Origin of the sequence: Sphingobacterium populi (assembly GCF_001586775.1) — a bacterium.
In the GTDB taxonomy this organism is placed as follows: Bacteria; Bacteroidota; Bacteroidia; order Sphingobacteriales; family Sphingobacteriaceae; genus Sphingobacterium; species Sphingobacterium populi.
The window spans coordinates 16,439-39,065 of record NZ_LQXS01000008.1; the positions used below are offsets into that span (position 1 = coordinate 16,439).

Annotated in this window: 20 protein-coding genes; 8 read left to right on the top strand and 12 right to left on the bottom strand. The window is 42.7% G+C overall.

Features of this window, described 5'->3' with window-relative positions:
- The first annotated feature begins 158 nt into the window (after positions 1 to 158).
- Together truA and A0125_RS14820 are read left to right on the top strand one after the other, a co-directional pair.
- Positions 159 to 926 carry a tRNA pseudouridine(38-40) synthase TruA gene (truA, locus tag A0125_RS14815; protein WP_066758113.1) on the top strand — a complete coding sequence of 256 codons (768 nt, stop codon included), beginning with the start codon at positions 159 to 161 and terminating at the stop codon, positions 924 to 926.
- Positions 923 to 2,686 (top strand): ABC transporter ATP-binding protein, encoded by a 1,764-nt coding sequence (locus tag A0125_RS14820; RefSeq protein WP_066758116.1) that lies wholly within the window; start codon positions 923 to 925, stop codon positions 2,684 to 2,686. Before truA ends, A0125_RS14820 begins: the two co-directional genes overlap by 4 nt.
- 3 nt (positions 2,687 to 2,689) lie before the next feature.
- Here the strand turns inward: A0125_RS14820 and trmB are convergent, their stop codons facing one another.
- A complete protein-coding gene (trmB, locus tag A0125_RS14825; protein WP_066758119.1) occupies positions 2,690 to 3,346 on the bottom strand; it encodes a tRNA (guanosine(46)-N7)-methyltransferase TrmB in 657 nt (218 codons plus the stop codon).
- A 194-nt stretch (positions 3,347 to 3,540) separates the two neighbouring features.
- Between trmB and fcl the strand changes: the two genes are divergently transcribed.
- Positions 3,541 to 4,476 (top strand): GDP-L-fucose synthase, encoded by a 936-nt coding sequence (gene fcl, locus A0125_RS14830; protein ID WP_066758121.1) that lies wholly within the window; start codon positions 3,541 to 3,543, stop codon positions 4,474 to 4,476.
- 27 nt (positions 4,477 to 4,503) lie between these two features.
- On the opposite strand, the gene A0125_RS14835 is transcribed toward fcl, so the two are convergent.
- The 4 genes from A0125_RS14835 to A0125_RS14850 all read right to left on the bottom strand — a co-directional run bounded on the left by A0125_RS14835 (position 4,504) and on the right by A0125_RS14850 (position 6,533).
- Positions 4,504 to 4,971 (bottom strand): DUF417 family protein, encoded by a 468-nt coding sequence (locus A0125_RS14835; RefSeq protein WP_066758158.1) that lies wholly within the window; start codon positions 4,969 to 4,971, stop codon positions 4,504 to 4,506.
- 197 nt (positions 4,972 to 5,168) lie between these two features.
- Positions 5,169 to 5,705 (bottom strand): hypothetical protein, encoded by a 537-nt coding sequence (locus A0125_RS14840; RefSeq protein ID WP_066758127.1) that lies wholly within the window; start codon positions 5,703 to 5,705, stop codon positions 5,169 to 5,171.
- Complete coding sequence (locus tag A0125_RS14845) at positions 5,677 to 6,159, bottom strand: hypothetical protein (protein WP_197464900.1); 483 nt, start codon at positions 6,157 to 6,159, stop codon at positions 5,677 to 5,679. Before A0125_RS14845 ends, A0125_RS14840 begins: the two co-directional genes overlap by 29 nt.
- 104 nt (positions 6,160 to 6,263) lie before the next feature.
- Positions 6,264 to 6,533, bottom strand: coding sequence for a YtxH domain-containing protein (locus tag A0125_RS14850; RefSeq protein ID WP_066758130.1), 270 nt, complete (start codon positions 6,531 to 6,533; stop codon positions 6,264 to 6,266).
- Positions 6,534 to 6,718: 185 nt separating this feature from the next.
- Between A0125_RS14850 and A0125_RS14855 the strand changes: the two genes are divergently transcribed.
- Positions 6,719 to 8,257: a YifB family Mg chelatase-like AAA ATPase gene (locus A0125_RS14855; protein ID WP_066758133.1), complete on the top strand. Its 1,539-nt coding sequence runs from the start codon at positions 6,719 to 6,721 to the stop codon at positions 8,255 to 8,257.
- Here A0125_RS14855 and A0125_RS14860 read toward each other — a convergent pair.
- The 4 genes from A0125_RS14860 to rsfS form a co-directional block, all read right to left on the bottom strand.
- Positions 8,254 to 8,889, bottom strand: coding sequence for a rhomboid family intramembrane serine protease (locus tag A0125_RS14860; protein ID WP_066758135.1), 636 nt, complete (start codon positions 8,887 to 8,889; stop codon positions 8,254 to 8,256). The two genes, A0125_RS14855 and A0125_RS14860, sit on opposite strands and share 4 nt — an antisense overlap.
- A gap of 4 nt (positions 8,890 to 8,893) precedes the next feature.
- A complete protein-coding gene (locus A0125_RS14865; RefSeq protein WP_066758137.1) occupies positions 8,894 to 9,541 on the bottom strand; it encodes a LutC/YkgG family protein in 648 nt (215 codons plus the stop codon).
- A 68-nt stretch (positions 9,542 to 9,609) separates the two neighbouring features.
- Positions 9,610 to 11,685: an ATP-dependent zinc metalloprotease FtsH gene (gene ftsH / locus A0125_RS14870; RefSeq protein ID WP_066758139.1), complete on the bottom strand. Its 2,076-nt coding sequence runs from the start codon at positions 11,683 to 11,685 to the stop codon at positions 9,610 to 9,612.
- Positions 11,686 to 11,716: 31 nt separating this feature from the next.
- The gene (gene rsfS / locus A0125_RS14875; RefSeq protein ID WP_066758141.1) at positions 11,717 to 12,091 is read right to left on the bottom strand and encodes a ribosome silencing factor; all 375 of its coding nucleotides are present in this window, start codon (positions 12,089 to 12,091) and stop codon (positions 11,717 to 11,719) included.
- A 45-nt stretch (positions 12,092 to 12,136) separates the two neighbouring features.
- On the opposite strand from rsfS, the gene A0125_RS14880 reads away from it, so the two are divergent.
- From A0125_RS14880 to pfkA, 4 genes are all read left to right on the top strand, one after another.
- On the top strand, positions 12,137 to 12,907 hold the full coding sequence (locus A0125_RS14880) for a biotin--[acetyl-CoA-carboxylase] ligase (RefSeq protein WP_066758143.1): 771 nt from the start codon (positions 12,137 to 12,139) through the stop codon (positions 12,905 to 12,907).
- Positions 12,908 to 13,008: 101 nt separating this feature from the next.
- The gene (locus A0125_RS14885; RefSeq protein WP_066758144.1) at positions 13,009 to 13,461 is read left to right on the top strand and encodes a protein-disulfide reductase DsbD domain-containing protein; all 453 of its coding nucleotides are present in this window, start codon (positions 13,009 to 13,011) and stop codon (positions 13,459 to 13,461) included.
- A gap of 78 nt (positions 13,462 to 13,539) precedes the next feature.
- Positions 13,540 to 15,243, top strand: coding sequence for a protein-disulfide reductase DsbD family protein (locus tag A0125_RS14890; RefSeq protein ID WP_066758145.1), 1,704 nt, complete (start codon positions 13,540 to 13,542; stop codon positions 15,241 to 15,243).
- 39 nt (positions 15,244 to 15,282) lie between these two features.
- On the top strand, positions 15,283 to 16,257 hold the full coding sequence (gene pfkA / locus A0125_RS14895) for a 6-phosphofructokinase (protein WP_066758146.1): 975 nt from the start codon (positions 15,283 to 15,285) through the stop codon (positions 16,255 to 16,257).
- Between the two features lie 117 nt (positions 16,258 to 16,374).
- Here pfkA and A0125_RS14900 read toward each other — a convergent pair whose 3' ends face one another.
- From A0125_RS14900 to A0125_RS14910, 3 genes are read right to left on the bottom strand one after another with little or no spacing between them, the layout of a single operon-like run.
- On the bottom strand, positions 16,375 to 17,976 hold the full coding sequence (locus A0125_RS14900; protein ID WP_066758152.1) for a SusD/RagB family nutrient-binding outer membrane lipoprotein: 1,602 nt from the start codon (positions 17,974 to 17,976) through the stop codon (positions 16,375 to 16,377).
- A gap of 28 nt (positions 17,977 to 18,004) precedes the next feature.
- Entirely contained in the window at positions 18,005 to 21,259 is a 3,255-nt protein-coding gene (locus A0125_RS14905) for a SusC/RagA family TonB-linked outer membrane protein (protein WP_066758161.1), read from the bottom strand.
- Positions 21,260 to 21,300: 41 nt separating this feature from the next.
- Entirely contained in the window at positions 21,301 to 22,440 is a 1,140-nt protein-coding gene (locus A0125_RS14910; RefSeq protein ID WP_197464901.1) for an ROK family protein, read from the bottom strand.
- Positions 22,441 to 22,627: the final 187 nt, after the last annotated feature.

The window sequence follows — 22,627 nt, forward strand, 5'->3', positions numbered from 1 at the left end:
TCGTTTCTTCTTTTATACGATTTAAAGGTACTAAAAATATCCGCGTTAAGCCAAGTTATCCCCAGTGTAAAAAGTACAGACAGATTGGTTAAACAGATCCGACTTTGTACCGGCGGTCTTTACATTCAGACAACGTAAAATTGCGTAACTTTGTCTCCGTGCAAGCAAACACTCAACGCTACTTTTTGGAAATCGCATACAAAGGCACTGCCTACCACGGATGGCAGATCCAGCAGAATGCTGTCTCTGTACAAGAGAAATTGCAGCAGGCGCTGCAAACCGTTTTGCGCGAGGAAGTCGAAACAACCGGTGCCGGACGCACCGATACGGGCGTGCATGCCACAAAATTATATGTGCATGTGGATATTCCGTCGGAAAAAATCAGCTCACCGCAAAGATTTGTCCACGCCCTGAATGCCATACTGCCTTCAGATATTAGCGTACAACGATTGCTACCGGTACATGCGGAAGCACATGCCCGTTTTGATGCGACATCCAGATCTTACGAATACCACATCCATTTGGCGAAAAATCCATTTTTGCAAGATGCTTCTTGGTTGCTTCGTGACATGCCAGATGTCGATAAAATGAATGCTGCCGCACAATTGTTACTGGGCAAAAAGGATTTTGGTTGTTTTAGCAAGGCACATACGCAGGTATTTACCAATATATGCACAATCACGGAAGCGCGCTGGGTACTGGACGGCCAACGATTGACGTTTCACATTACAGCTGATCGGTTTTTGCGCAATATGGTGCGTGCGATCGTTGGCACATTGTTGGAAGTTGGCTTAAAAGGTAAGCCCGTGGAGCACGTTGCTGAAGTAATTGCAAGTCAAGATCGAAGTCAGGCCGGTGCATCGGTGCCTGCCTGCGGTCTGTACCTTACCCAAATTATCTACCCCTATATCGATCAACCATCGTGAAGAAAGAACAAATTGCTGGAAAAGCTTACGATTCGAAATTACTGAATCGTCTAGCACAATATATTCGCCCGTACCGCACTGTATTTTGGATTTCTGTGGTACTCACTATTTTGTTGGCAGCGGTAGCACCCGCATTGCCAATGCTGGTGGAGCATACCGTAGATCGCTATATTTTGGCAGGCAATCCGGGCGGATTAACCAAAATGCTGATCGCTATGATCGCGCTGTTGCTTCTGCAAACGGTGATCCGCTACTTTCACACTTTGATGACCAATACCTTGGGACAATCTGTGATTCGCGACATCCGTATTCAGGTATTCGAGCACATTACCAATTTACGTCTCAAGTATTTTGACAACACGCCCATCGGTCGATTAATCACCAGAACAATCTCCGATTTAGAGACAATCGCAAATATCTTCTCCGAAGGATTGATCCAAATTATTGGCGATCTATTGCAATTGGTAGTGATTTTGATCGTCATGTTTTACACGGATTGGCGCCTGACTTTGGTGGTTTTGATTCCGATGCCTTTGATGATTGCAGCCACGTATATTTTTAAGGAAGCGATGAAGTCGGCCTTTCAAAGTGTGCGTACTTGGGTTTCGAATCTAAACACCTTTTTGCAAGAGCATATTTCGGGCATGGCTATTATTCAGTACTTCGCCCGTGAAGAGCAAGAAATGCGGAAGTTCAAGGAGATCAACGCAGAGCACAGAAATGCACATATCCGCGCCAACTGGTATTTCTCCATCTTTTTCCCAGTGCTGGAGGTAATTGTAGCCATAGCGACTGGTTTGTTGGTGTGGTATGGAGCAAAGCAAATCTTGGCAGATTCCATTTCGCCGGGCGTGGTGGTCGCTTTCTTGATGTACATCACGATGATCTTTCGGCCCATACGCGAATTGATCGACAAGTTCAATACCTTACAGATGGGTATGATCTCTGCCGAGCGTATTTTTGAAGTGCTCGACACGCAAGAATTCACACCAGATAACGGTACTTACAAGCCCGATTCGGTACGTGGTAGGATTGAATTTAAGAACGTTTGGTTCGCTTACAACGAAGAAAAGTGGGTGTTGAAAGACATTAGCTTCACGGTGCAACCGGGTGAAACGCTGGCACTTGTAGGCGCCACTGGTGCTGGTAAATCGTCTACGATCAATATTTTGAGCCGTTTTTACGAGATTCAACGTGGTCAAATATTGCTGGACGGCGTGGATATTCGCGAGTACGATTTGACTTACCTACGACAAACGATCTCCACGGTATTGCAAGATGTGTTTTTATTCTCAGACACGATCCTCAACAACATCAATTTGTACGATCACACGATCTCGATGGACGCTATCGTTGACGCGGCCAAGAAAGTTGGCGCGCATGAATTTATCGAAAGGTTACCTGGAGGATACAATTACCAAGTGCAAGAGCGTGGATCTACGTTGTCGGCAGGGCAAGGCCAGCTGATCTCGTTTATCAGAGCGCTTGTGCACGATCCTAAAATATTAATCTTGGACGAGGCTACTTCTTCGGTAGATACGGAAACGGAACAATTGATCCAATCGGCTATTGAGAACCTGATGGATGGCAGAACTGCGATCGTGATTGCCCACCGCTTATCGACCATCCAACGAGCCGATAAGATTATCGTGTTAGAAAAAGGAGAAATGCTGGAAGCCGGATCGCATCAAGAGTTGCTTGCGCTGGATGGCGCATACAAAAAACTGTACGATCTACAATTTAACTCGGCAGGATTATAATACTTAAGACTGTGGGAACTGCCACTGCACGTAATTGATGTTCTTGTCGTCTGCTAAGTATTTCTTTTCGTAATACGTCTTGATGGACAATACCTCGTCTACTAAATCGGATACGTATAGATCTGTGGTTTGCTTTTTTACAGGCATTTTGCCGGCTGCGATTTGCTCTAGAGTGTAGGCATAAAAACCATCGTTATCGGTTTTGAGGTGCATCACGCCATCATTTTTCAAAATTATTTTATATTTCTCTAAGAAACGAGGGCTTGTTAAGCGCTTCTTCTCGCGACTATCTTGAGGTTGTGGGTCAGGAAAGGTAATCCAGATTTCAGAAATTTCATTTTCTGCAAAATGCTCTAGAATACTTTCGATCTGAATGCGCAAAAAACCAACATTATCGATCCCTTCTTCCAAGGCCGTTTTTGCACCACGCCAAATTCGGTTTCCTTTAAAGTCTACACCAATAAAGTTAATGTTTGGAAAAAGCTTTGCCAAGTTGACCGTGTATTCGCCTTTTCCGCAAGCCAATTCCAGCACAATGGGTTGATCATTCCCAAAAAATTCCTTGGCCCATTGTCCTTTAAAATCTTTACCAGCATCCAACTGCACGACATTCTTAAATGTAGCGACCTCCGCAAATCTGCGTAGCTTATCTTTTCCCATGACTAATCTTATCCTGTTTACTATTGCTGCGTACACATCGTTGTACCCCAAGTTAAGTGGTCTAAAACGACACTGCTTGCCGCAATTATCGCCGCAAAAATAACCTTATATTTGTCGTATTACGAATAGAAATAGCGTATATTTTAAAAAAGGGATAAAATAAGCGTACTATTGGCGCTCGAAAAGGAACAGCAGTGGATAAGAAAGCAAAAATATATGTAGCCGGACATCGAGGCATGGTGGGCTCAGCGATCAATAGAAAGTTGCAACAACTTGGCTACGAAAATATCATTACGAGAACGTCTAAGGATCTGGACTTGCGTGATCAAAACGCCGTAGCCCAGTTTTTTGCCTTAGAAAAACCAGATTTCGTTTTTCTGGCAGCAGCAAAAGTGGGCGGTATTGTGGCCAACAATACCTATCGGGCAGATTTTATTTACGAGAATCTGGCGATTCAGAATAATGTTATCCATCAAGCGCATGTGCATCAGGTTGAAAAATTAATGTTTTTAGGATCGTCTTGCATTTATCCCAAAATGGCACCGCAACCTTTAAAGGAAGATGCCTTGCTAACAGGATTGTTAGAGCCTACGAATGAACCTTATGCGATCGCCAAGATTGCGGGCATCAAAATGTGTGAAGCGTATCGCGCTCAATACGGCGATAATTTTATTTCGGTGATGCCAACGAATTTGTATGGCTTGAATGACAATTATCATCCAGAAAATTCTCACGTGCTGCCGGCATTGATTCGCCGATTCCATGAAGCCAAAGAGAAACAGTTGGACGAAGTGGTTATTTGGGGTTCGGGTACACCAATGCGTGAATTTCTATATGCTGATGATCTGGCAGAGGCTTGCGTATTCTTGATGGACAGGTATAGTGAAAGTGGTTTTATTAATGTAGGTGTAGGCGAAGATATCAGCATCAAAGATCTTGCACAGATGATTAAGGAAATCGTCGGTTATAAAGGCTCCTTACGTTATGACAGCAGCAAACCAGATGGCACACCTCGCAAACTAATGGATGTCAACAAATTGCATAACCTAGGATGGAAACATACGACCGCATTGGAAGAAGGCATCATATTGGCTTATCAAGATTTTAAGAGTAAATTACAGCAGGATTAGAAGATCGCTATCTGGCTAAGATTAGCCTCATTTGCGCTGATAAAGCGCGTTCGCATCCACACTTAAAAACATTAATCCGCCGCCCAATAAAAGTAGGTCTTTCAGTATAAAAAAATCCGTGATAGGCATCCCATCCACAATACGAAAAACTCCTGGCGTAGTAAAAAGGAAACTGAGTGTGGTAAGTAGTGTGATGGTTAGTGCCCAAATGGAAATCGTTCGAAATATTCGCACTTTCAACGCGATTATGATCGCGATTCCAGTCAAAATTTCTACACTACCCACTAGGTTGGAAATCATCTGTTCGCTTAGCCACGCATATGCCCAACCGCTTAACGGATGATTTTCTAAAAGTGGCCGTATGGCGGCGGCTTCAGTAGCCGTAAATTTAAATGCTCCAAGCCAACATAAAATAAGTAGTAAGCCAAACAAGGAGGTATAATAGCCTATTAGGAATGTCTTTCTGTCGAGTACAATATTTTGTTGCGCTGCCATAATCATCGTCGAATTTAAATATACACTAGGTAGTTTAGTCTAGAAAAAATCACATAATCAAGGTGTTATATTAATGTTTATAGCATAAAATTATGAAATTTTGAGTAAGAAAATTAAGGCGGTATGTGTTTATACGCAAAAACGTGCGTGCCAATGGCACGCACGTTTTTGCGTATAATGGTGTTATATACTTTCAGCTAATAAGCCTCGCTATCTCTCGGTATGCCGTATTTATTACCTTCTACAGCTTCTTCTGCCGTAATCCCCTCAGGTACCAACTGGGTTTTTTTAGCTTTCTTTTTTGGCCGGATAAAACTAGCTATCCCAGCTACTGCATTGGAGATACTATTTTGATTAACCTGACCAACAGCCGTTTCCGAAGCTACGGTTACGACTGCTTTCTTAAACCAACCAGCATTTTTTAGCAGGGTGCGATTCAATACTAAAGGGGTCGCAAGGCGCAATATTTTAGTGATCCAGTCTGATTTTCCGGAGCTCTTTCCACTATTAGTCGAGATAGATGATACTACATCGCGCACGCGACTCACTCCTGGCACATGTGAGGTAATCATATTAACAAAGCGCACGGGAGCCTCAATTTTATGCTTAAGGAGTTTATATTGATTACCAAAATAGAGCTCCTGTTCTTCACGAAGCACACTGATACGATCGATTTCGTTCAATAGATCATCGACATTTGTAATCTTACTTCTCAATTGTTTGTTCGTGTTCATCTTCTATGATTTCTATTTCTTCCTTAATCTTGGCAGCTGCTTCTTCTGCTTTTGCCGCTTTCTTGCGTAATCGGCTTAGGCGATCTTCTTCCAGATGATCATCTTCCTCATGCCATTTTCCCAGCACTTTCCTTATCGTCAGATCCATCAACAGAAGCTCTAGTTTGCCTTTGGCTACATTGATAATGACAATAATGATGGCAAAAGCAATACCAGCTGCTAAAAATCCGAGCGCATAGTTATTGAACAATTGCCCAAGATAAAAGGCTAATGCCATAGCAAAAAAGAATACGACTAACAGAGAAAGCAAAATTTTACTGACATCTAAAATCAGCGACGCTAATATTCGAGAACCGCGAGCAATAGAACGTAATTTTACTAACTCGATCTGTGTGTCGATATATTCTTTCAACTTATTGAACGACCCAGAAAATGAAAATTTTTGATCCATCATGCAAATATAGGTTGGGAGGAATCTGCCTACCCTATCCAAACTGGCGGAGACTCCCCTAACTTTTGTTAATTAATAAGCCTATGCACAAGCATAGGTAAGGCATATTATGCGTGCTCTTCGATCTCTTCGTCGATAATTTCCTCTGCTCTCGCTGCTTTAGATTTTAGAGAAGCTACTAGTTTTTCGCGTAGATCGCTCAATTGATCTAATTGCTCTTCTGCACGCTCCTTGATCGCATCACCTAAATCCGCTAACGATTCATTGAGTTTATCGCGCGTCTCAGAACCTTTCTCCGGTGCAAATAAAACACCCAAAACCGTTCCTGCTGCTAAACCAGTTAACAATGCTGTCAAAACTTTTCCGCTATAATTCATGTGTATAAGTATTTAAATGTACAATTGTGATCTTTCACCTACTAAAACAACAGCAAATCGATCAAAGTGTTTTCAGGAGCGTACTGAAAACACACGCATATCTTTAAATGAATATTATTTTCTTTAAAAGAACAATACTATCTTTAGATTTGTGCGACATTGCTGTCCAATAAATATACCAAATTATGCTCGTAAAAACATACGCTAGCTCATGTTATGGAATTGATGCTATCACCATTGGAGTGGAGGTAAATATTACCACAGGAACGAAATACTACATTGTTGGATTACCAGATAACGCGGTAAAAGAAAGTCTGCAACGTATAGAAAGTGCGATATCAGCTATTGGAAAACGTATGCCTCGGCAGAAAATAGTTGTAAACCTCTTCCCTGCCGACATCAGGAAGGAGGGCTCTTCTTATGATCTTTCTATTGCGGTGGCCATTCTTGGCGCTTCGAATCAATTTCAGCCCATCGATTTACATAAATACTTAATTGTGGGCGAATTATCTTTAGATGGTTCTTTACAGGCAGTGCGAGGCGCTTTATCCATAGCACTGCAAGCGAAGAAAGATGGTTTTGAAGGCATCATACTGCCAATAGCCAATGCGCCTGAAGCTGCAGTAGTTGATGGATTCGATGTCTATGGCGCACAACATCTCAAAGAAGTCATTAATCATCTGTCAGGACAGGAGAAAATAATACCGCTAAAGATGGATATACTTGCTAAATTCTCGCAACAGCAAGATGCACATGAGGTGGACTTCGCCGATGTACAAGGCCAAGAGAATATTAAGCGCGCCCTAGAAATCGCCGCCGCCGGCGGCCACAATCTTATACTTATCGGCCCACCAGGTGCTGGCAAAACGATGCTGGCAAAACGCTTGCCAACTATATTACCACCGCTGACATTGGAAGAATCGCTGGAAACGACAAAAATTCATTCTGTCGCCGGCCAACTGAACACCAATGATGCGATATTAACTATTCGGCCATTCCGTGCGCCACATCATACCATTTCGAATATCGCATTAGTGGGCGGAGGAGCAAATCCGCAGCCCGGTGAAATCTCTCTGGCACATAATGGAGTGCTATTTTTGGATGAATTGCCCGAATTTAAGCGCAACGTATTGGAAGTAATGCGGCAACCATTGGAATCGCGAAATATAACTATTTCCAGAGCCAAATTCAGCGTGGATTATCCAGCCAGCTTTATGTTGATCGCTTCGATGAACCCTTGTCCTTGCGGATATTATAATCATCCGGAGAAAAGCTGTACCTGTACTGGTCAAACGGTGCAGCGATACTTAAGCAAGGTATCTGGCCCGCTGATGGATCGAATAGATCTACATGTGGAGGTTACTCCAGTCGCTTTCAAGGAGCTGAGTGCGCAAAAAGGAAATGAGAAAAGCAATACTGTGCGCGAGCGTGTAGTACTAGCAAGAGCACAGCAAGCAGCCCGATTTAGCGGTGCTCAAAATACGTATAGTAATGCGCAGATGAGTCCGGCATTAGTGCGCAAGATGTGTCGGTTGGACGAAGGTAGCCAACAGCTTCTTAAATCTGCGATGGAGCGCCTCGGTTTATCTGCTCGAGCATACGATCGTATACTGAAGGTAGCGCGTACGATTGCCGATATGGAGGGAAGTGATCATATACAAGTGCAACATATCGCCGAGGCCATTCAGTATCGTAGTTTAGATAAAGCGAATTGGGCGAACTAAAGGCCAAATTGCTCGGCAAAATGAAGTAAAATCCACGGATAAAGTAGCAACGTAATTAGCAAACCGGTCAATGCACCATACAGGTGGGCATCATGGTTTATACCATCTCTCGCATTTTTGGAGGCCCAAATGCAATATCCTAGATACAAGAAACCGAAGATAAAGGCAGGAATCGGAATCGCCATAAATAAGTACAGCATGGTACGCGGATAGAAAAGAATAAAGCTAAATAGCACGGCACTAATAGCTCCAGATGCGCCCAAACTATGATAATTATAATTATTCTTTTGCTGCAAAATCGTCGGGATATCACTCAATACGAGTGCAACAACATACAATCCTGCAAAATAAATATGTCCGATCGAACCGCTCTGAGCCACCAAGATACCTTCTAATGCAAACCCGAAAAAGTAAAAGGTTAGCATATTAAAGATCAAATGCGTCCAATCCTTATGAATCAGACCGCTAGTAATCATCATGGGCCACTTTGTACGATCCCGATAAACGGTGTATGGATGCAGCATCATACGACCATAAATTTCAGGATTTGAAAACGCGTATATACTCAGGCCCACTGTAAGCGCAAAGATGACACTGGCAACCGGTGTATTAATAATATAATCTGATAACATAATTTTAAAATCTATCTTCCGTCAAAAAAACGTAACAATCCGTTGGGCCATGCCCACCATCAACCGTGCTGTAACCAATTGCATTGCTTGCACTCGGACCTGTGACGGTCGTGAGCATAGAAGGGATACCTTGCGGATACCGATCTTGTATTTTTTTATACGCGTGTTTGAGATCCATCACCAATTGAGAAGTCGTCGCGAAAACAATATGTACAGGTGCAATAATACTCAGCCTACGGCCAGACGGACTCGCATTAGAAAGAAGCACACTACCCGTTCTGGCGATTAATGATTCGCACGAAGTGATGCCAATCTCTACCTGATCCAGCTCTTGATCAGAGCGCATATACGGAAAGCCAAACTGATCCAACAAACGTTGCAATTGCGGCTCCCAAACTGCAATCTTAGTCGATTGCAGTTGTTCTACCAATACAACAAGATTTTCAATGAGGTCGACTTCGCCATCACAATATACAAAATGGCCGCCGGCAGCCGTGAATTCGTGCGCAAAGGTAACGTCCAATGCTTCCTCCTCGTCGGCGTAAAGCGCTGTATCTTCAAAATCAGGATAAGGATTGTCTCTCTTATGGAGCAATGCCTGTCTGATTTGCTTCAGCATTTTCTCTTTGGCTGTGGTATTGCGGATATTCATAGTAAAAAAGGTGCAGCAAAGTTATTCGGCTGCACCTCCCAGTTTATATATAAACGATCATTTTTAATTTATTCATTCGTCGTGTCGTTCGTTTCAGGCTGATCACCTTCTACAATCTCATCTTGTATTGGCGGCAGTTGCAAATCGGTTTGCGGCACTCCGCCTCCATCTACTCCACCATTTACAAACTCTTCGTACGTTGTTCGGTTAGAAAATGGTCTTTTTCCTAACAATTCTTCTAGATCTGACTGGAACAAGATCTCTTTTTCTAGCAACTTCTCTGCTACAGCAATTAAACCTTCTTGCTTTTCTAATAGTAGCTGACGAGTACGCTCATATACCGAAGAAATGATCGTACGTACCTCCACATCGATCAATTCAGCCGTCTGATCAGAATATGGTTTCTGGAATTGTGCGTCGCCAGATGCATCTCGGAAAGAGACATTGCCCACTTTGTCATTCATACCATATACAGCAACCATCGCATAAGCCAATTGCGTAATACGCTCCAAATCGTTTTGTGCACCCGTACTGATTCTTCCAAACGTGATATCTTCTGCTACACGACCACCTAAAGTCATCGACATACTATCTACTAGTTGTTCCGTTGTATACAAGAACTGCTCTTTTGGCAAATACTGTGCATAGCCTAATGCGGCGACACCGCGAGGCACGATAGAAACCTTTACCAACGGATCGGCATGCTCTAAGAACCAACCGGCAATGGCATGACCTGCTTCGTGATAAGCCACAATCTTCTTCTCTTCTGGGGAAATGATTTTATTTTTCTTTTCCAAACCGCCAATCACGCGATCGATTGCATCTTGGAAATCCTGCATATCAATCGCTGGTTTATTTTTACGAGCAGCGATGAGTGCTGCCTCATTACATACGTTGGCGATCTCGGCACCTGCAAAACCCGGTGTTTGTGCAGAAAGCTTCTTCGCATCGACTTCTTCCGCTAATTTCAACGGCTTCAAGTGTACTTTGAAAATATGCTCACGACCGATTAGATCTGGTTTGTCAATAGATATCTGACGATCGAAACGTCCAGGTCGCAATAATGCCTGATCAAGCACATCCAATCGGTTCGTAGCAGCAAGTATAATTACGCCAACGTTGGTGCCAAAACCATCCATCTCTACCAAAAGTTGATTTAACGTGTTTTCACGCTCATCATTGCCTCCCATTACGGAGTTTTTGCCACGAGCACGTCCAATCGCATCGATCTCATCAATGAAAATGATACACGGGGCTTTCTCTTTTGCTTGTTTGAATAAGTCGCGGACGCGAGATGCTCCTACTCCGACGAACATTTCGACAAAATCTGAACCAGACAGCGAGAAGAATGGCACTTGTGCTTCACCAGCAACTGCTTTGGCTAATAAAGTTTTACCTGTTCCCGGAGGGCCTACCAATAAAGCGCCTTTCGGAATTTTACCACCCAGATCGGTATATTTTTTCGGATTTTTCAAGAAATCAACGATCTCCATAACCTCCGTTTTAGCTTCTTCTAAACCCGCTACATCGTTGAATGTGATGTTGATTTGCGATTCTTTGTCAAAAAGCTGTGCTTTGGATTTTCCGATATTAAACAACTGTCCGCCACCGCCGGCACCACCGCCACTCATACGACGCATTAAGAACATCCAAAGTGCCACCAAAATGACAAGTGGTAATATAAACGACACGAGCCAACCTGCCCAAGGGTTGGAACGGTCTTCATAATTGACAGAAACTTCTGCGTGATCTGCCGACAAGCTATCTTGAGAAACCTTCAGTTTGGACTCTAATATTTCTGCTGACGGTTCTGTAAAAAGATATTGTGGACCTACATTGGGGGATAACGCTAGTGCATTATCGCGTGGTGCCACATCTTTGTACTTATCATCGTCCTTGAGCTTGTCCTTTTTGATATAAACTTCGACTTCCAACAAATCATTGTTTTTGTAGGCTACCAAGCGATCTACATCCCCTGGTATAAGCATTTTGGTTTCAAACTCACGATAGGTAATCCGTTTGGATGGCTCCGATCGCAAGAAATATTGTAAGCCTATAAAACCAATAATCATGGCAATCCAAATCCAGATCATGCTGAATCTTGGCGGCATTGGGGTAATCTTTTTATTTGGTATTTTCTTCATTTTTACATTGATAATTGAGACATATGCCTCGTTAGGCGCTTTGGTATGCTAGGGTATCGGCATCGCCCCAAAGCTCTTCTATTCCGTAGTGATTGCGTTTATCAGTCTTGAAAATGTGCACTACAACGTCAACAAAATCCAGCAAAATCCATTCACCATTCCCCTGCCCTTCTTTGCGCCATGGATCTTGGCCTAAAACTTTGTAAACTTCATGTTCAACACTGTTGGCTATAGCATTTACTTGTACATTAGAATCTGCATGGCAGATCACAAAGTAATCTGAAACAGCACCATTCAGCTCCCGCAAGTCCAATCGCACGATGTCATTAGCCTTCTTCTCTTGCATCCCTAACACGACAATCTCTGCCAGATTCTCTGATGACAACAACTTTTTGTCTTTACTCATTAAAAAATATTCTATTTTTGGTGAGAGTCACTCATCTTTATTCCTTTGCAAAATAACACATTTTCGGGAGATTTCGCCGGTCAGAACATAATAATCGTAGATGAGGTTTCATCCACGAATGACTACCTGAAAGCTGAAGCTTCAAATTTCAAGCCATGTGACAATTTTACTGCCATTATGGCAAAGCACCAGTCCAACGGTCGTGGACAACGTGACAATTCATTTCATAGTGTAGCGGGCGAAAGTTTGACATTTAGTTTCATTTTGATTCCTAAACAATTAGTTGTTGCTGATGTTTTTGCAATTCAAACATTGATTAGCGTTAGCCTGTACCAATGGCTTAGCCAGTACAGCGACCAATGCGCCATTAAATGGCCCAACGATTTGATGCTAGGCGACAAAAAGGTATGCGGAGTGCTAATCGAAAACACGATAAAAGGCAAGGAGATTCGATACAGCATTGTGGGAATAGGTATAAACATTGGGCAGCGTGATTTTCCTGACGATATCGCTCGAAAAGCGACTTCACTACTGCGGGAGGTTCCAGATCTGATAGAGCGGCCGATGGAGGAACACTGTGCCAATATTCTGTCTATTATTCAAAGAAATTATGAGGCTGAGTGGTCGAATCCCGATGGCTTACTTTCAACATACAATGATTTACTTTATCGTAAAGGAGATTTATCTTGGTTTGAGGCTGACGGGGAAGTGTTTCAAGGCAACATATCACATGTAGATAATAGAGGTGTTATACACATCCATCATGGCAGTGTAATGAAGCAGTATTACTTCAAAGAAGTTACCTTACTACGGTGATTTTATTTCCTATATTTGAACCATTCATTAAACCCACATATATTTCTGTGGTCTTAATGAAGTCGGCGATAAGCCGTTTTTATTATTAAGAGTAATAACGTATGAAAAAAGCATTATTAGCATTTACCCTTGTATTTTTTGCGCTTTCTGGCGCCATCGCTCAAATACATACTCCTGTAAAATGGACAGTAGCTACTAAAAAATTAAATAATAATGAAGCTGTAGTATTTATAAAAGCTACCATTGATAACGGATGGCACATCTATAGCACGGCAGTGCCAAATGGTGGGCCGACTGCCACGAATTTTACTTTTGCGAAATCTAACGACTTTGCCTTAATCGGCAAAACGTTAGAACCAAAACCACAATCTAAATATGAAGAGGTTTTTAAAATGGATGTACCTTATCATAATAAAGAGGTAGTTTTTCAGCAAAAAATAAAACTGAATAGCAGTAAAGCAACCAAAGTATCAGGCACGGTCGAGTTTATGGCTTGTGACAAAACTAAGTGCTTGCCGCCAGATGAATACAGCTTTTCGGTTACCGTAAAATAATTATTAGGTAAATATCTGTATATAAAAGGCAGCCTTATCTGCCTTTTTTTTATTTTTACGATGTTTTCAAATTTGCATATGAAGCGTATAGCAACTTATCTACCAATTCTTACTCTCCTGTTTAGCTTGTCATTTGGTGCGCTGGTAACACGAGCGCAAGACACATTAATTCCTTTTGAGGGCGTGGAGTTCACCGAATCTCCTGCTGAGGAAGAAGAAGTACAATTAATCGAGGTTCCTGCTGAATTGCAGTTTGAAGATGGTGCAGATACGACCTTGAGTGACGATCAGGTAGTAGGTGAGGTGCAGGCAGCGCAGACTCAAGATGCCAAACAATCTTTGTGGGGTATTTTTATCGCAGGTTTACTAGGTGGTTTTGCGGCATTCATTATGCCGTGTATCTTCCCGATGGTTCCGCTAACGGTCAGTTTCTTTACCAAACAATCCAAAACACGAACTGCTGCGATCTCGCAAGCATTATTATATGGCCTATTTATTATCGCTATCTACGTGGCCTTGGGTATGTTGATTACGGTTACCTTTGGCTCCGATGCGTTGAACGCCTTATCGACCAATGGCATCTTTAATTTCTTTTTCTTCTTACTGCTTGTATTCTTTGCAGCATCGTTTTTCGGAGCTTTCGAATTGACCTTACCGAGTTCTTTTGTCAATAAGATTGATGCTAAATCAGATCAGGGAGGCTTTATCGGCTTGTTTTTTATGGCCGCGAGTTTAGCCGTGGTTTCATTCTCTTGTACTGGGCCGATCATTGGCACGCTCTTGGTCGAGGCAGCCTCCAAAGGCGAACGCTTGGGACCAGCAATCGGCATGCTTGGTTTTGCGATTGCGTTGGCCATTCCTTTTGTCTTATTTGCTATCTTTCCTTCTATGCTGAAGTCGATGCCCAAATCTGGAGGTTGGCTCAATAGTGTGAAGATTGTATTGGCGTTTTTAGAATTGGCCTTAGCTCTCAAATTCTTATCGAATGTGGACTTGGCGTACCATTGGAACTGGTTGGATCGTGAGGTATTTCTATCCTTATGGATCGCTATCTTCAGTTTAATGGGCTTGTATCTGATTGGCAAGATTCGCTTCTCGCATGATAGCCCTTTGAGCCACCTTTCTGTACCTCGTACAATTATTGCCATCATTGTATTTGCTTTTGTAGTATATATGGTACCTGGATTGTGGGGCGCACCACTGAAATCGATTTCGGCATTTTTGCCGCCAAGCGCTACACAAGACTTTGATCTTAGCGCGGGCTTTGGACAATCGGCCGGTGCAGTTTCGCCCGATTCTGCCAAGAAAAAATACTATGATATCTTCCATTCCCGTGGTACACCTAAAGGCTTTGATCCGTACTACGATTATGAAGAAGCATTAGCGGCAGCGAAGGAGGCTAATAAGCCTGTTTTGATAGACTTTACGGGTTGGAATTGTGTGAATTGCCGGCAAATGGAAGCCAATGTATGGACTGATCCAAAAGTAGCGCAGATCCTGCGAGAAGAATTTGTCATGGCAGAGCTTTTTGTAGATGATCGCACTGAATTAGCGGAGGAAGAGAAGTATACTTCTACATATAGTGGTAAAAAAATAAAAACAATAGGTAACAAGTGGAGCGATTTTCAGGCAGATACATTCAATAGCAATTCGCAGCCTTTGTATGTCATCGTAGATTCCGACGGAAATGTGTTGGTACCTCCAACAGGTGCGGACTACAACATTGCGAGTTATACTGCTTTCTTGCAAAGCGGTATTGATGCGTTTAATGCCAAAAAGTAGGTTAATTGATTTTGCCTGTTACTTTACAAACAATTATTGATGAGTCAAATAAAAAACATAGCAGTATTAACTTCTGGGGGAGATTCTCCAGGTATGAATGCGGGAATCCGCGCCGTGATACGAACTGGTATCTACCATGGTTTGAATATGTACGGTGTATATAGAGGATACGATGGCCTTGTAAATAATGACATCGAAGCGATGGACGCCAAATCGGTGGCCAATATTATTCAGCGCGGGGGTACCGTTTTGAAAACGGCACGCAGCGATGAGTTTCGCACGTATGAAGGGCGCAAGCAGGCGTATGAGAATCTAAAAAAGTTTGGAATTGATGCTTTAGTAGTGATCGGTGGTGATGGTACATTTACCGGAGCTTCTAAATTTATTGAAGAATTTGACATTCCTATCATTGGCATGCCTGGCACTATAGACAATGATTTGGCTGGAACTGATTTTACGATAGGATACGATACGGCGATCAATACGGTGGTAGATGCGGTGGATAAAATTCGGGATACTGCGGAGTCACATGACCGTGTTTTCGTTGTCGAAGTGATGGGACGCGATTCGGGTCTGATCGCGCTACGCTCTGGTATCAGCACTGGTGCTGAAGCGGTATTAATTCCAGAGTTAACTGTGGATTATGACGCGATTATGAAGCGTCTGGATAAATCTCGTTCTAATAAGTCTTCTCGTATTATCATCGTTGCCGAAGGTGATAAAGAAGGCGGTTTAGTCGTTGCAGACAAGATCAAAGAAAACTTCCCACATTATGATGTGCGTGTATCGATTCTAGGTCATATCCAACGCGGTGGCAAGCCAACTTGTATGGATCGAGTGCTGGCTAGTAGATTGGGTGTTGCTGCGGTAGAAGGCCTAATTGAAGGTCGCCGCGGAGAGATGACAGGATTGATTTGTGGCCAGATACAATATACGCCTTTCGAAAAAGCAATTAAACATATCAAGCAGGTGAACACGAACTTGACTAGGATCGTAGAGATTCTTTCATTGTAATCCATATACGTGATGCTGTTTTAAGCACCTTCTGTGCTGTTGTCGTACAAAAAAAGGGTTGCTTCCGATATGGAAGCAACCCTTTTTGTTTTTCAATGATATGGTAGATGTAGGCGTTTAATCCACATCCCAGAAGATACGAGTAGTACGCGTATCTTTAGATCTTACCGCCTCATAGTTCATACTGTTGTTTGTAACCTCATTAGATGGATACAACAGACGTACCGGAGGATTCTGGAAACCATTTAGATTAGAAACAGGGAATGCTGGCAACACTGGATAACCAGTTCTACGGTAATCTGCCCACGCCTGCTCTGCTTGCAGCCAACCAAAATGCAACCATTTTTGTGTTCCGATCAATTGTAGTTTTGCTTGTGTAGCACCTTCGTACGCAATATTAGACTCTTTAATAAATGTCTGGACAGAATCTGCGGTTGGTCTTGTCGCTTTCAAACTGTTAGACGATGCGCCATTCAGGTAAAAATAGAAATCTACTGATTGCTCTACCGCTGTTTCGTATGCTGTACGCGCTTCAGCCGTACTTCCCCAGCGCTCTTGCGCTTCTGCTTTGATGAAATTCACCTCAGAAGTCGTCATCAATATGCCTGGAAGGTTGTTGTTGATCCAAGAAGTAGTCGAATCGACGATCGCATAACGGCGCAGTGTAGCGTTACTGTATTCCGTATCTGCTGTAGCCTCTGAAGTCGTGATTGGCAATGCTTGATAGTCAGCATTCGGCACAAATCTTCCACCTTCTGTTCTACCATATTTACCAAATAGCGCATCCATACGAGGATCGTTCGCTGTTTTCAACACCGTATTTAACATATAATCTGGTGCATAGTGCGTGTTCAACTCCCGTACAGCATCTAATAAACTGGATGTATAGGTTGTTAATTTTTGATTCAATACGTCAGCCCGAGTTCCAGCTTCCAATGATGCTTGTGTACCATCGATCAAAGGGTACATTTCTGGTGCATTCAACATCGTCATAATTTCGGTACGCGCTCTTGATTCGTCAGCGTTAGAGATTTGCATCAACGCACGAAGTTTCAATGAGTTGGCATAACGACGCCATTTCTCCCCATTTCCTCTGTTCAAGATATCGGCACGTATGAAGTCATTCGTTGTTTGATACGTACTGAAAAATTCTGCAGCTTCTGTGAATGCGGCGATAAATTGATCATACAATTCTTTTTGGTCATCGAATTTCCCCAACACAATCTGATCTGTAGCTGGCAAGCTTCCCGCTTCGCTGAAAGGAATGTCACCGAAATTGTTTACCAATTTCGCTGCCTGACCATACACTATCACGCGAGTAGCATGCATGAAAGCATCGTACTCTGCGCGCTCTGCCTCTGGCATGGCCGCATAGGTGCGCTCCATCACACGGAATACACCAAGCATACCTGGAGAATAGAAATCTCTCCAGTAATCGTTGGTATACGAATCCTGTTGTTGGTACATCGTATTGTTATTAGCGAAGTACGTGGTTTGCGTGTATCGAGCATGGTGCGGCAATACGAAAGTACGGTAGTGCCAATATTCTGAACGAAGGCGCGAATTATTTAATATCTGGGTCATAAAAGCCCGGATATTTGGAATGTCCGTTTGTTCCGGATCCATATAGCGGTTGTCCAACTCGGTTTTGCAAGACTGCATAGCCGTCAATGCAATTGCGGCAACCAGTAGACATATAATATTTTTTAACTTTTTCATGTTTGTTTCGTTTTAACTGCTGTACGTCCTAGAAATTAGCATTTAACGAGAAGCCAAAACTTCTAGTAGCTGCTGTAGAACCAATATCAATACCTTGTGAGTACCAGAAGTTGCCGACAGGTGCTTCTGGATCAATGTCTTTGATCGATCTGTAGAAATAGAACAGGTTACGACCAACCAATGAAACACGAAGGTTATTTAATTTTAAGCGATCGCTGAATGAACTAGGGATACGGTAAGAAATAACCGCCTCACGCAATTTGATGAAGTTATTGTCGAGTACCGCTGCTTTTTCATTCCAAGCATCGTTACCCCAGTAGAAGTTGTTCATGTAGTATTCTGCACCAGTAAGATTTACATTATTGGCCTCACCAGTATTTTCATTCACACCTTCTAGCGTAATGCCTGTTTCGCGGTATTCTAGCGTACTTTCCAAACGACCAGCTCCGTAAGCATATTTATGCGGAGTAGAGATCATCTGGCCACCAAAACGATAATCTGCTGTGAAGTCGAATGCAAAATTTTTGTACGCAAAAGTATTACTCAAACCACCAATTGCTTTTGGCATGATGTTACCCGCTTTGATGTAGGTGCTTTTGTCGATGATGTAGTTACCTTCGTCAGAAATTAATAATTGGCCGTCTGCATTTGTAGCACGCGGATGCACATAGATATTTCCTAACAGCTCGCCTGGTCTTGCTTCCAAACGGATGGAACTTTGATCTGCATCGTAGAAGATCAAACGTGGAACCCCATCAATCAATTGATCTAAGCGAGAACGGTTGTTCGCAAAATTCAAACGCGTATTCCACGTAAAGTGCTCACTGCGAATCGGTGTACCTGTTAAGGAAACTTCCCATCCACGGTTAGAGATATTACCAACGTTTACGATCTGTGTAACCGCTCCTGTCGAGAAAGCGTTGGACAATGGCATGATTTGATCTTTGATCTTATTATTGTAATAAGAAACATCTAAGCCCAAACGGCTATTGAAGAATTTCAAATCCAAACCAAATTCGACCTCTGTTTTCATCTCTGGCTTAAGGTCAAAATTACCGTAGTTTTCATTCACGTTTAACGCCGGCACTGGACCGTTGCCTGTAATGATGGCACTTTGCTTGTAGGCAATATTAGATACATACATTGGCGCATCATTACCTACCAGACCGTACGATGCACGCAACTTACCAAAGTTGAAGAATTCTGGTGTTTCGAATGCTTCTGTAAATACAAAACCAGTATTTAATGATCCGTATAAGTATGGATTGTTTTGCGAAGGCAATGCCGAAGAATATTCTTGGCGACCAGTAGCCTCTAAGAATAGGTAATTGCGGTAGCTAAAATTGGCCAATCCAAAGTAAGCATATTTGATCAGCTGCTTACGCATATTAGTAGTAGTTGCCTGCGCAAAGGTGTTGTTTAAACTGAACCAGTTGGCTGTTACTAAACCACCTTCTGTACTAGACGACTGATCGTTGTAGTCTTCCATACGAGATTGGAAACCTCCACTAAGGCTGAAATCTACATCGTCAGAAATTTTATCAGCATAGGTTAACAAGGCGTCACCATAAACGATAGAATACAGACCTTTGGATACAGCATATTTACCCGTACTGTTGGTTTCGTTAAAACGAGTAGCGTATTCATTATGCTCTTTGTTTTCGATGTTTAACGAAGTAACATCCGTTCCAAGACGTCCTCTTAAGCTCAACTTATCGATAATCTTCCAATTCATCGTCGCACTAGATAGGAAACGATCTTCTTTCTCCGTGTACTCATTACGATTCTGTTGCCAGAAGTAATTCAATAAGTTTACACCACGGTATGCTACTGGAAATTCTTCCGGACGGTTAGATCCAACGGTTGAAAATTTATAACCATCTGAAGTACGGTACAATTGGTCGCGCATCTTCGCTACATCTTCTGCACCACTGAAAAAACCACCATACGATGCTAATACATCACCCATCAATCCTGGACGATTTTTGGTCTTCGTAGAGATGTAAGAAGCTACTACATCCAAACTTAGGTCTTCATGCAGTTTCACATTACTATTTAAGTTGAATGTACTTCTGTTTTGTCTACTTCCTGGTACGATGGCTTTGTAATCCATGTTGGTCGCCGAGAAGCGGTAGTTTAACTTTTCGGTTTGGTTAGAAACACTCACGTTAAAGTTGCTGTTATGACCTGTTTGGAAGATGTCGCCATAGTTTCCTCTATTTGGAGAATAGGCACGTACTGAGCCATCCCACCAGCGCACATCGCCGCCGTCATACTTAGGACCAAATTGTCCCCAAGCATTGTAATTCAAAAGACGCTCACCTGGGAAAGAAGGATTATTTGTAATCCAACCTTCTTCGTTAGCACCTGCTTGCAAATTCGTTGCTGCATCGTATCCTGGGCCATACTCATATTGTAAGCGTGGAAGGAAAGCTGCAGTTTCTACAGAACCTGTGTAGTTAAAGTCGATGCCTAAGCCGCGATCTTTAGATCCTTTTTTGGTGGTGATCACGATTACACCACTCGCCGCATCCGATCCGTACAATGCTGTAGCACTAGCACCTTTCAAGATCGTCATCGATTCGATATCGTTCGGGTTGATATCCAACATACCGTTACCACGGATTCTGTTATCAGACCAAATCGCCTGTCCACCTGGATTAGTAATACCACCTGTATTATTCACCCCGGCCGCGCCGCCTTGCTGATCGTTACGAATCATTACACCGTCTACCACAAATAAGGGTTGACGATTATAATTTAACGAGTTAATACCACGAATCTGCATGTTTACGGCACTCGATGCACCACCTGGTGCTGTTGTGATCTGCACACCTGGTGCTTTACCGTACAATGCCGAGCCGATGTTGGTATTCCCTGCTTCAGTCAATTCTTTGGCAGAAATCGTCGTCGCGGCATAACCCAATGCTTTGGTTTCGCGCTTGATACCCATCGCCGTTACCACGACTTCACCGACTTCACCTGCTTCTTCTCGCAACACCACATTGATCGTTCTGTTGGTGCCTATTGTAAAATCTTGCGATACGAAGCCAATCATCGAGAAGCGTAAAACTTCTCCGGCAGCTACATTAACGCTGTACTTACCGTCGGTGTCTGATTGCGTTCCCCGACTAGTCCCCACCACACTCACTGTCACACCCGAAAGTGGACCATCTGCACCGGTCACGCGACCGCTTACAGCTTGCTGTGCAAACGTAACTGTTGTGCTTACTGATAATAGCAGCAACAGTAGAGCGCAGCACTTGTAGTAAAATTTGCTCATTTGTTGTTTGTATTTAAGGTTAATTGTTTTTTCATAGTTATTTATACAATCCATTTTGCCTTTTCTACAGCTACACATGCTCCTCCAAGCAATTGCGCTTGTGTAAGCTCGGAAACGAGCACCGTGGTATGTTTAGAAAGACGGTCAATGCTATACTGTAGCAAAGCACTTTGAATCTGAGGAAGTAAAATTCGCCCGACCTTCGCCCCTCGCCCAGATATCACAACATATTCTGGATTGATAATATGTATCAGCGTAGCGATGCCTTTGCCCAACATATAAGCGATTTTATTTATTGTTTCTATGGCTAGTTGATCGCCTTCATTAGCAGCATCCATCAATTGATCGCCATGAATAAGTCCCTTCGATGAATAGGTCTGCTGTAGGGAAGATATCTCACCTTGACTTAGTCGCTGCATAGCAGCACTCACTGCGGCAGATAATGATGCTTCTACTTCTAAGCATCCCCTTTTGCCACAAGAACATAACGTGTTTTCGTCAGATAGTGGAATATGACTAAACTCGCCTGCATAACCACTATGCCCTTTAAAAAGCCGATCGTGAATAATCATACCCAACCCAACTCCCCAGTTGAGATTGACTACTAGGATATCTTGCGAGCGATATGCTTGACCAAAATTCTTCTCGGCAATGGCAATTGCAGTGGAATCATTTTCCATCAAAGTCTGAATACCAGAGAGATCTTGAATAGTTTTACAAAGATTAAATAAAGGATGGTCAGCCGTGTATGAGTGATTTTGACCCGTTGCAGAATCCACAAATCCCGGCATTGTGAGCCCGATCGCCATTATTGGTGAACCTGAATGGTTATTGATTACCTCTGTAATGATGGCTTTTGTGGCTCTCAGACATTCATTACCATTATTTACTGGGTTATAAATAGTTTGTACAGGCGTTACAATCTCAAAAGATAGATCGTAAATAGCCACACTGGTATAATACTGATCTATCGATACGGAAAGTATATTAGGTAGGTTTTGATGATTTAGCCGATACTGTAACGGTCTTCTTCCACCACTGGATACGGCATATCCGCATTCAAGCACGACACCAAGTTCCGTAAGCTCATTGATTGTTTTTGTCACATTGGGAATGCTCTTGCCCGCACGAGCGGCCACATCCGCAACCGCTTGCATTTTAGCAAAGCATAAACTCTTCATTACCAATGTTTGCGCTGCATTCATAAGTAGGTACTCATAGGATCGTCCAAAGATATTGAATTTAATAATTAATTAACAAGAGCTTTTTAATTATTTTACAAACTATTATGCAGATGAATAAGAAAACTATAAAACTATGTGGCAGATCAAATTTTTTTTTTGGGGGATGGGGGGATGGAGTTATACT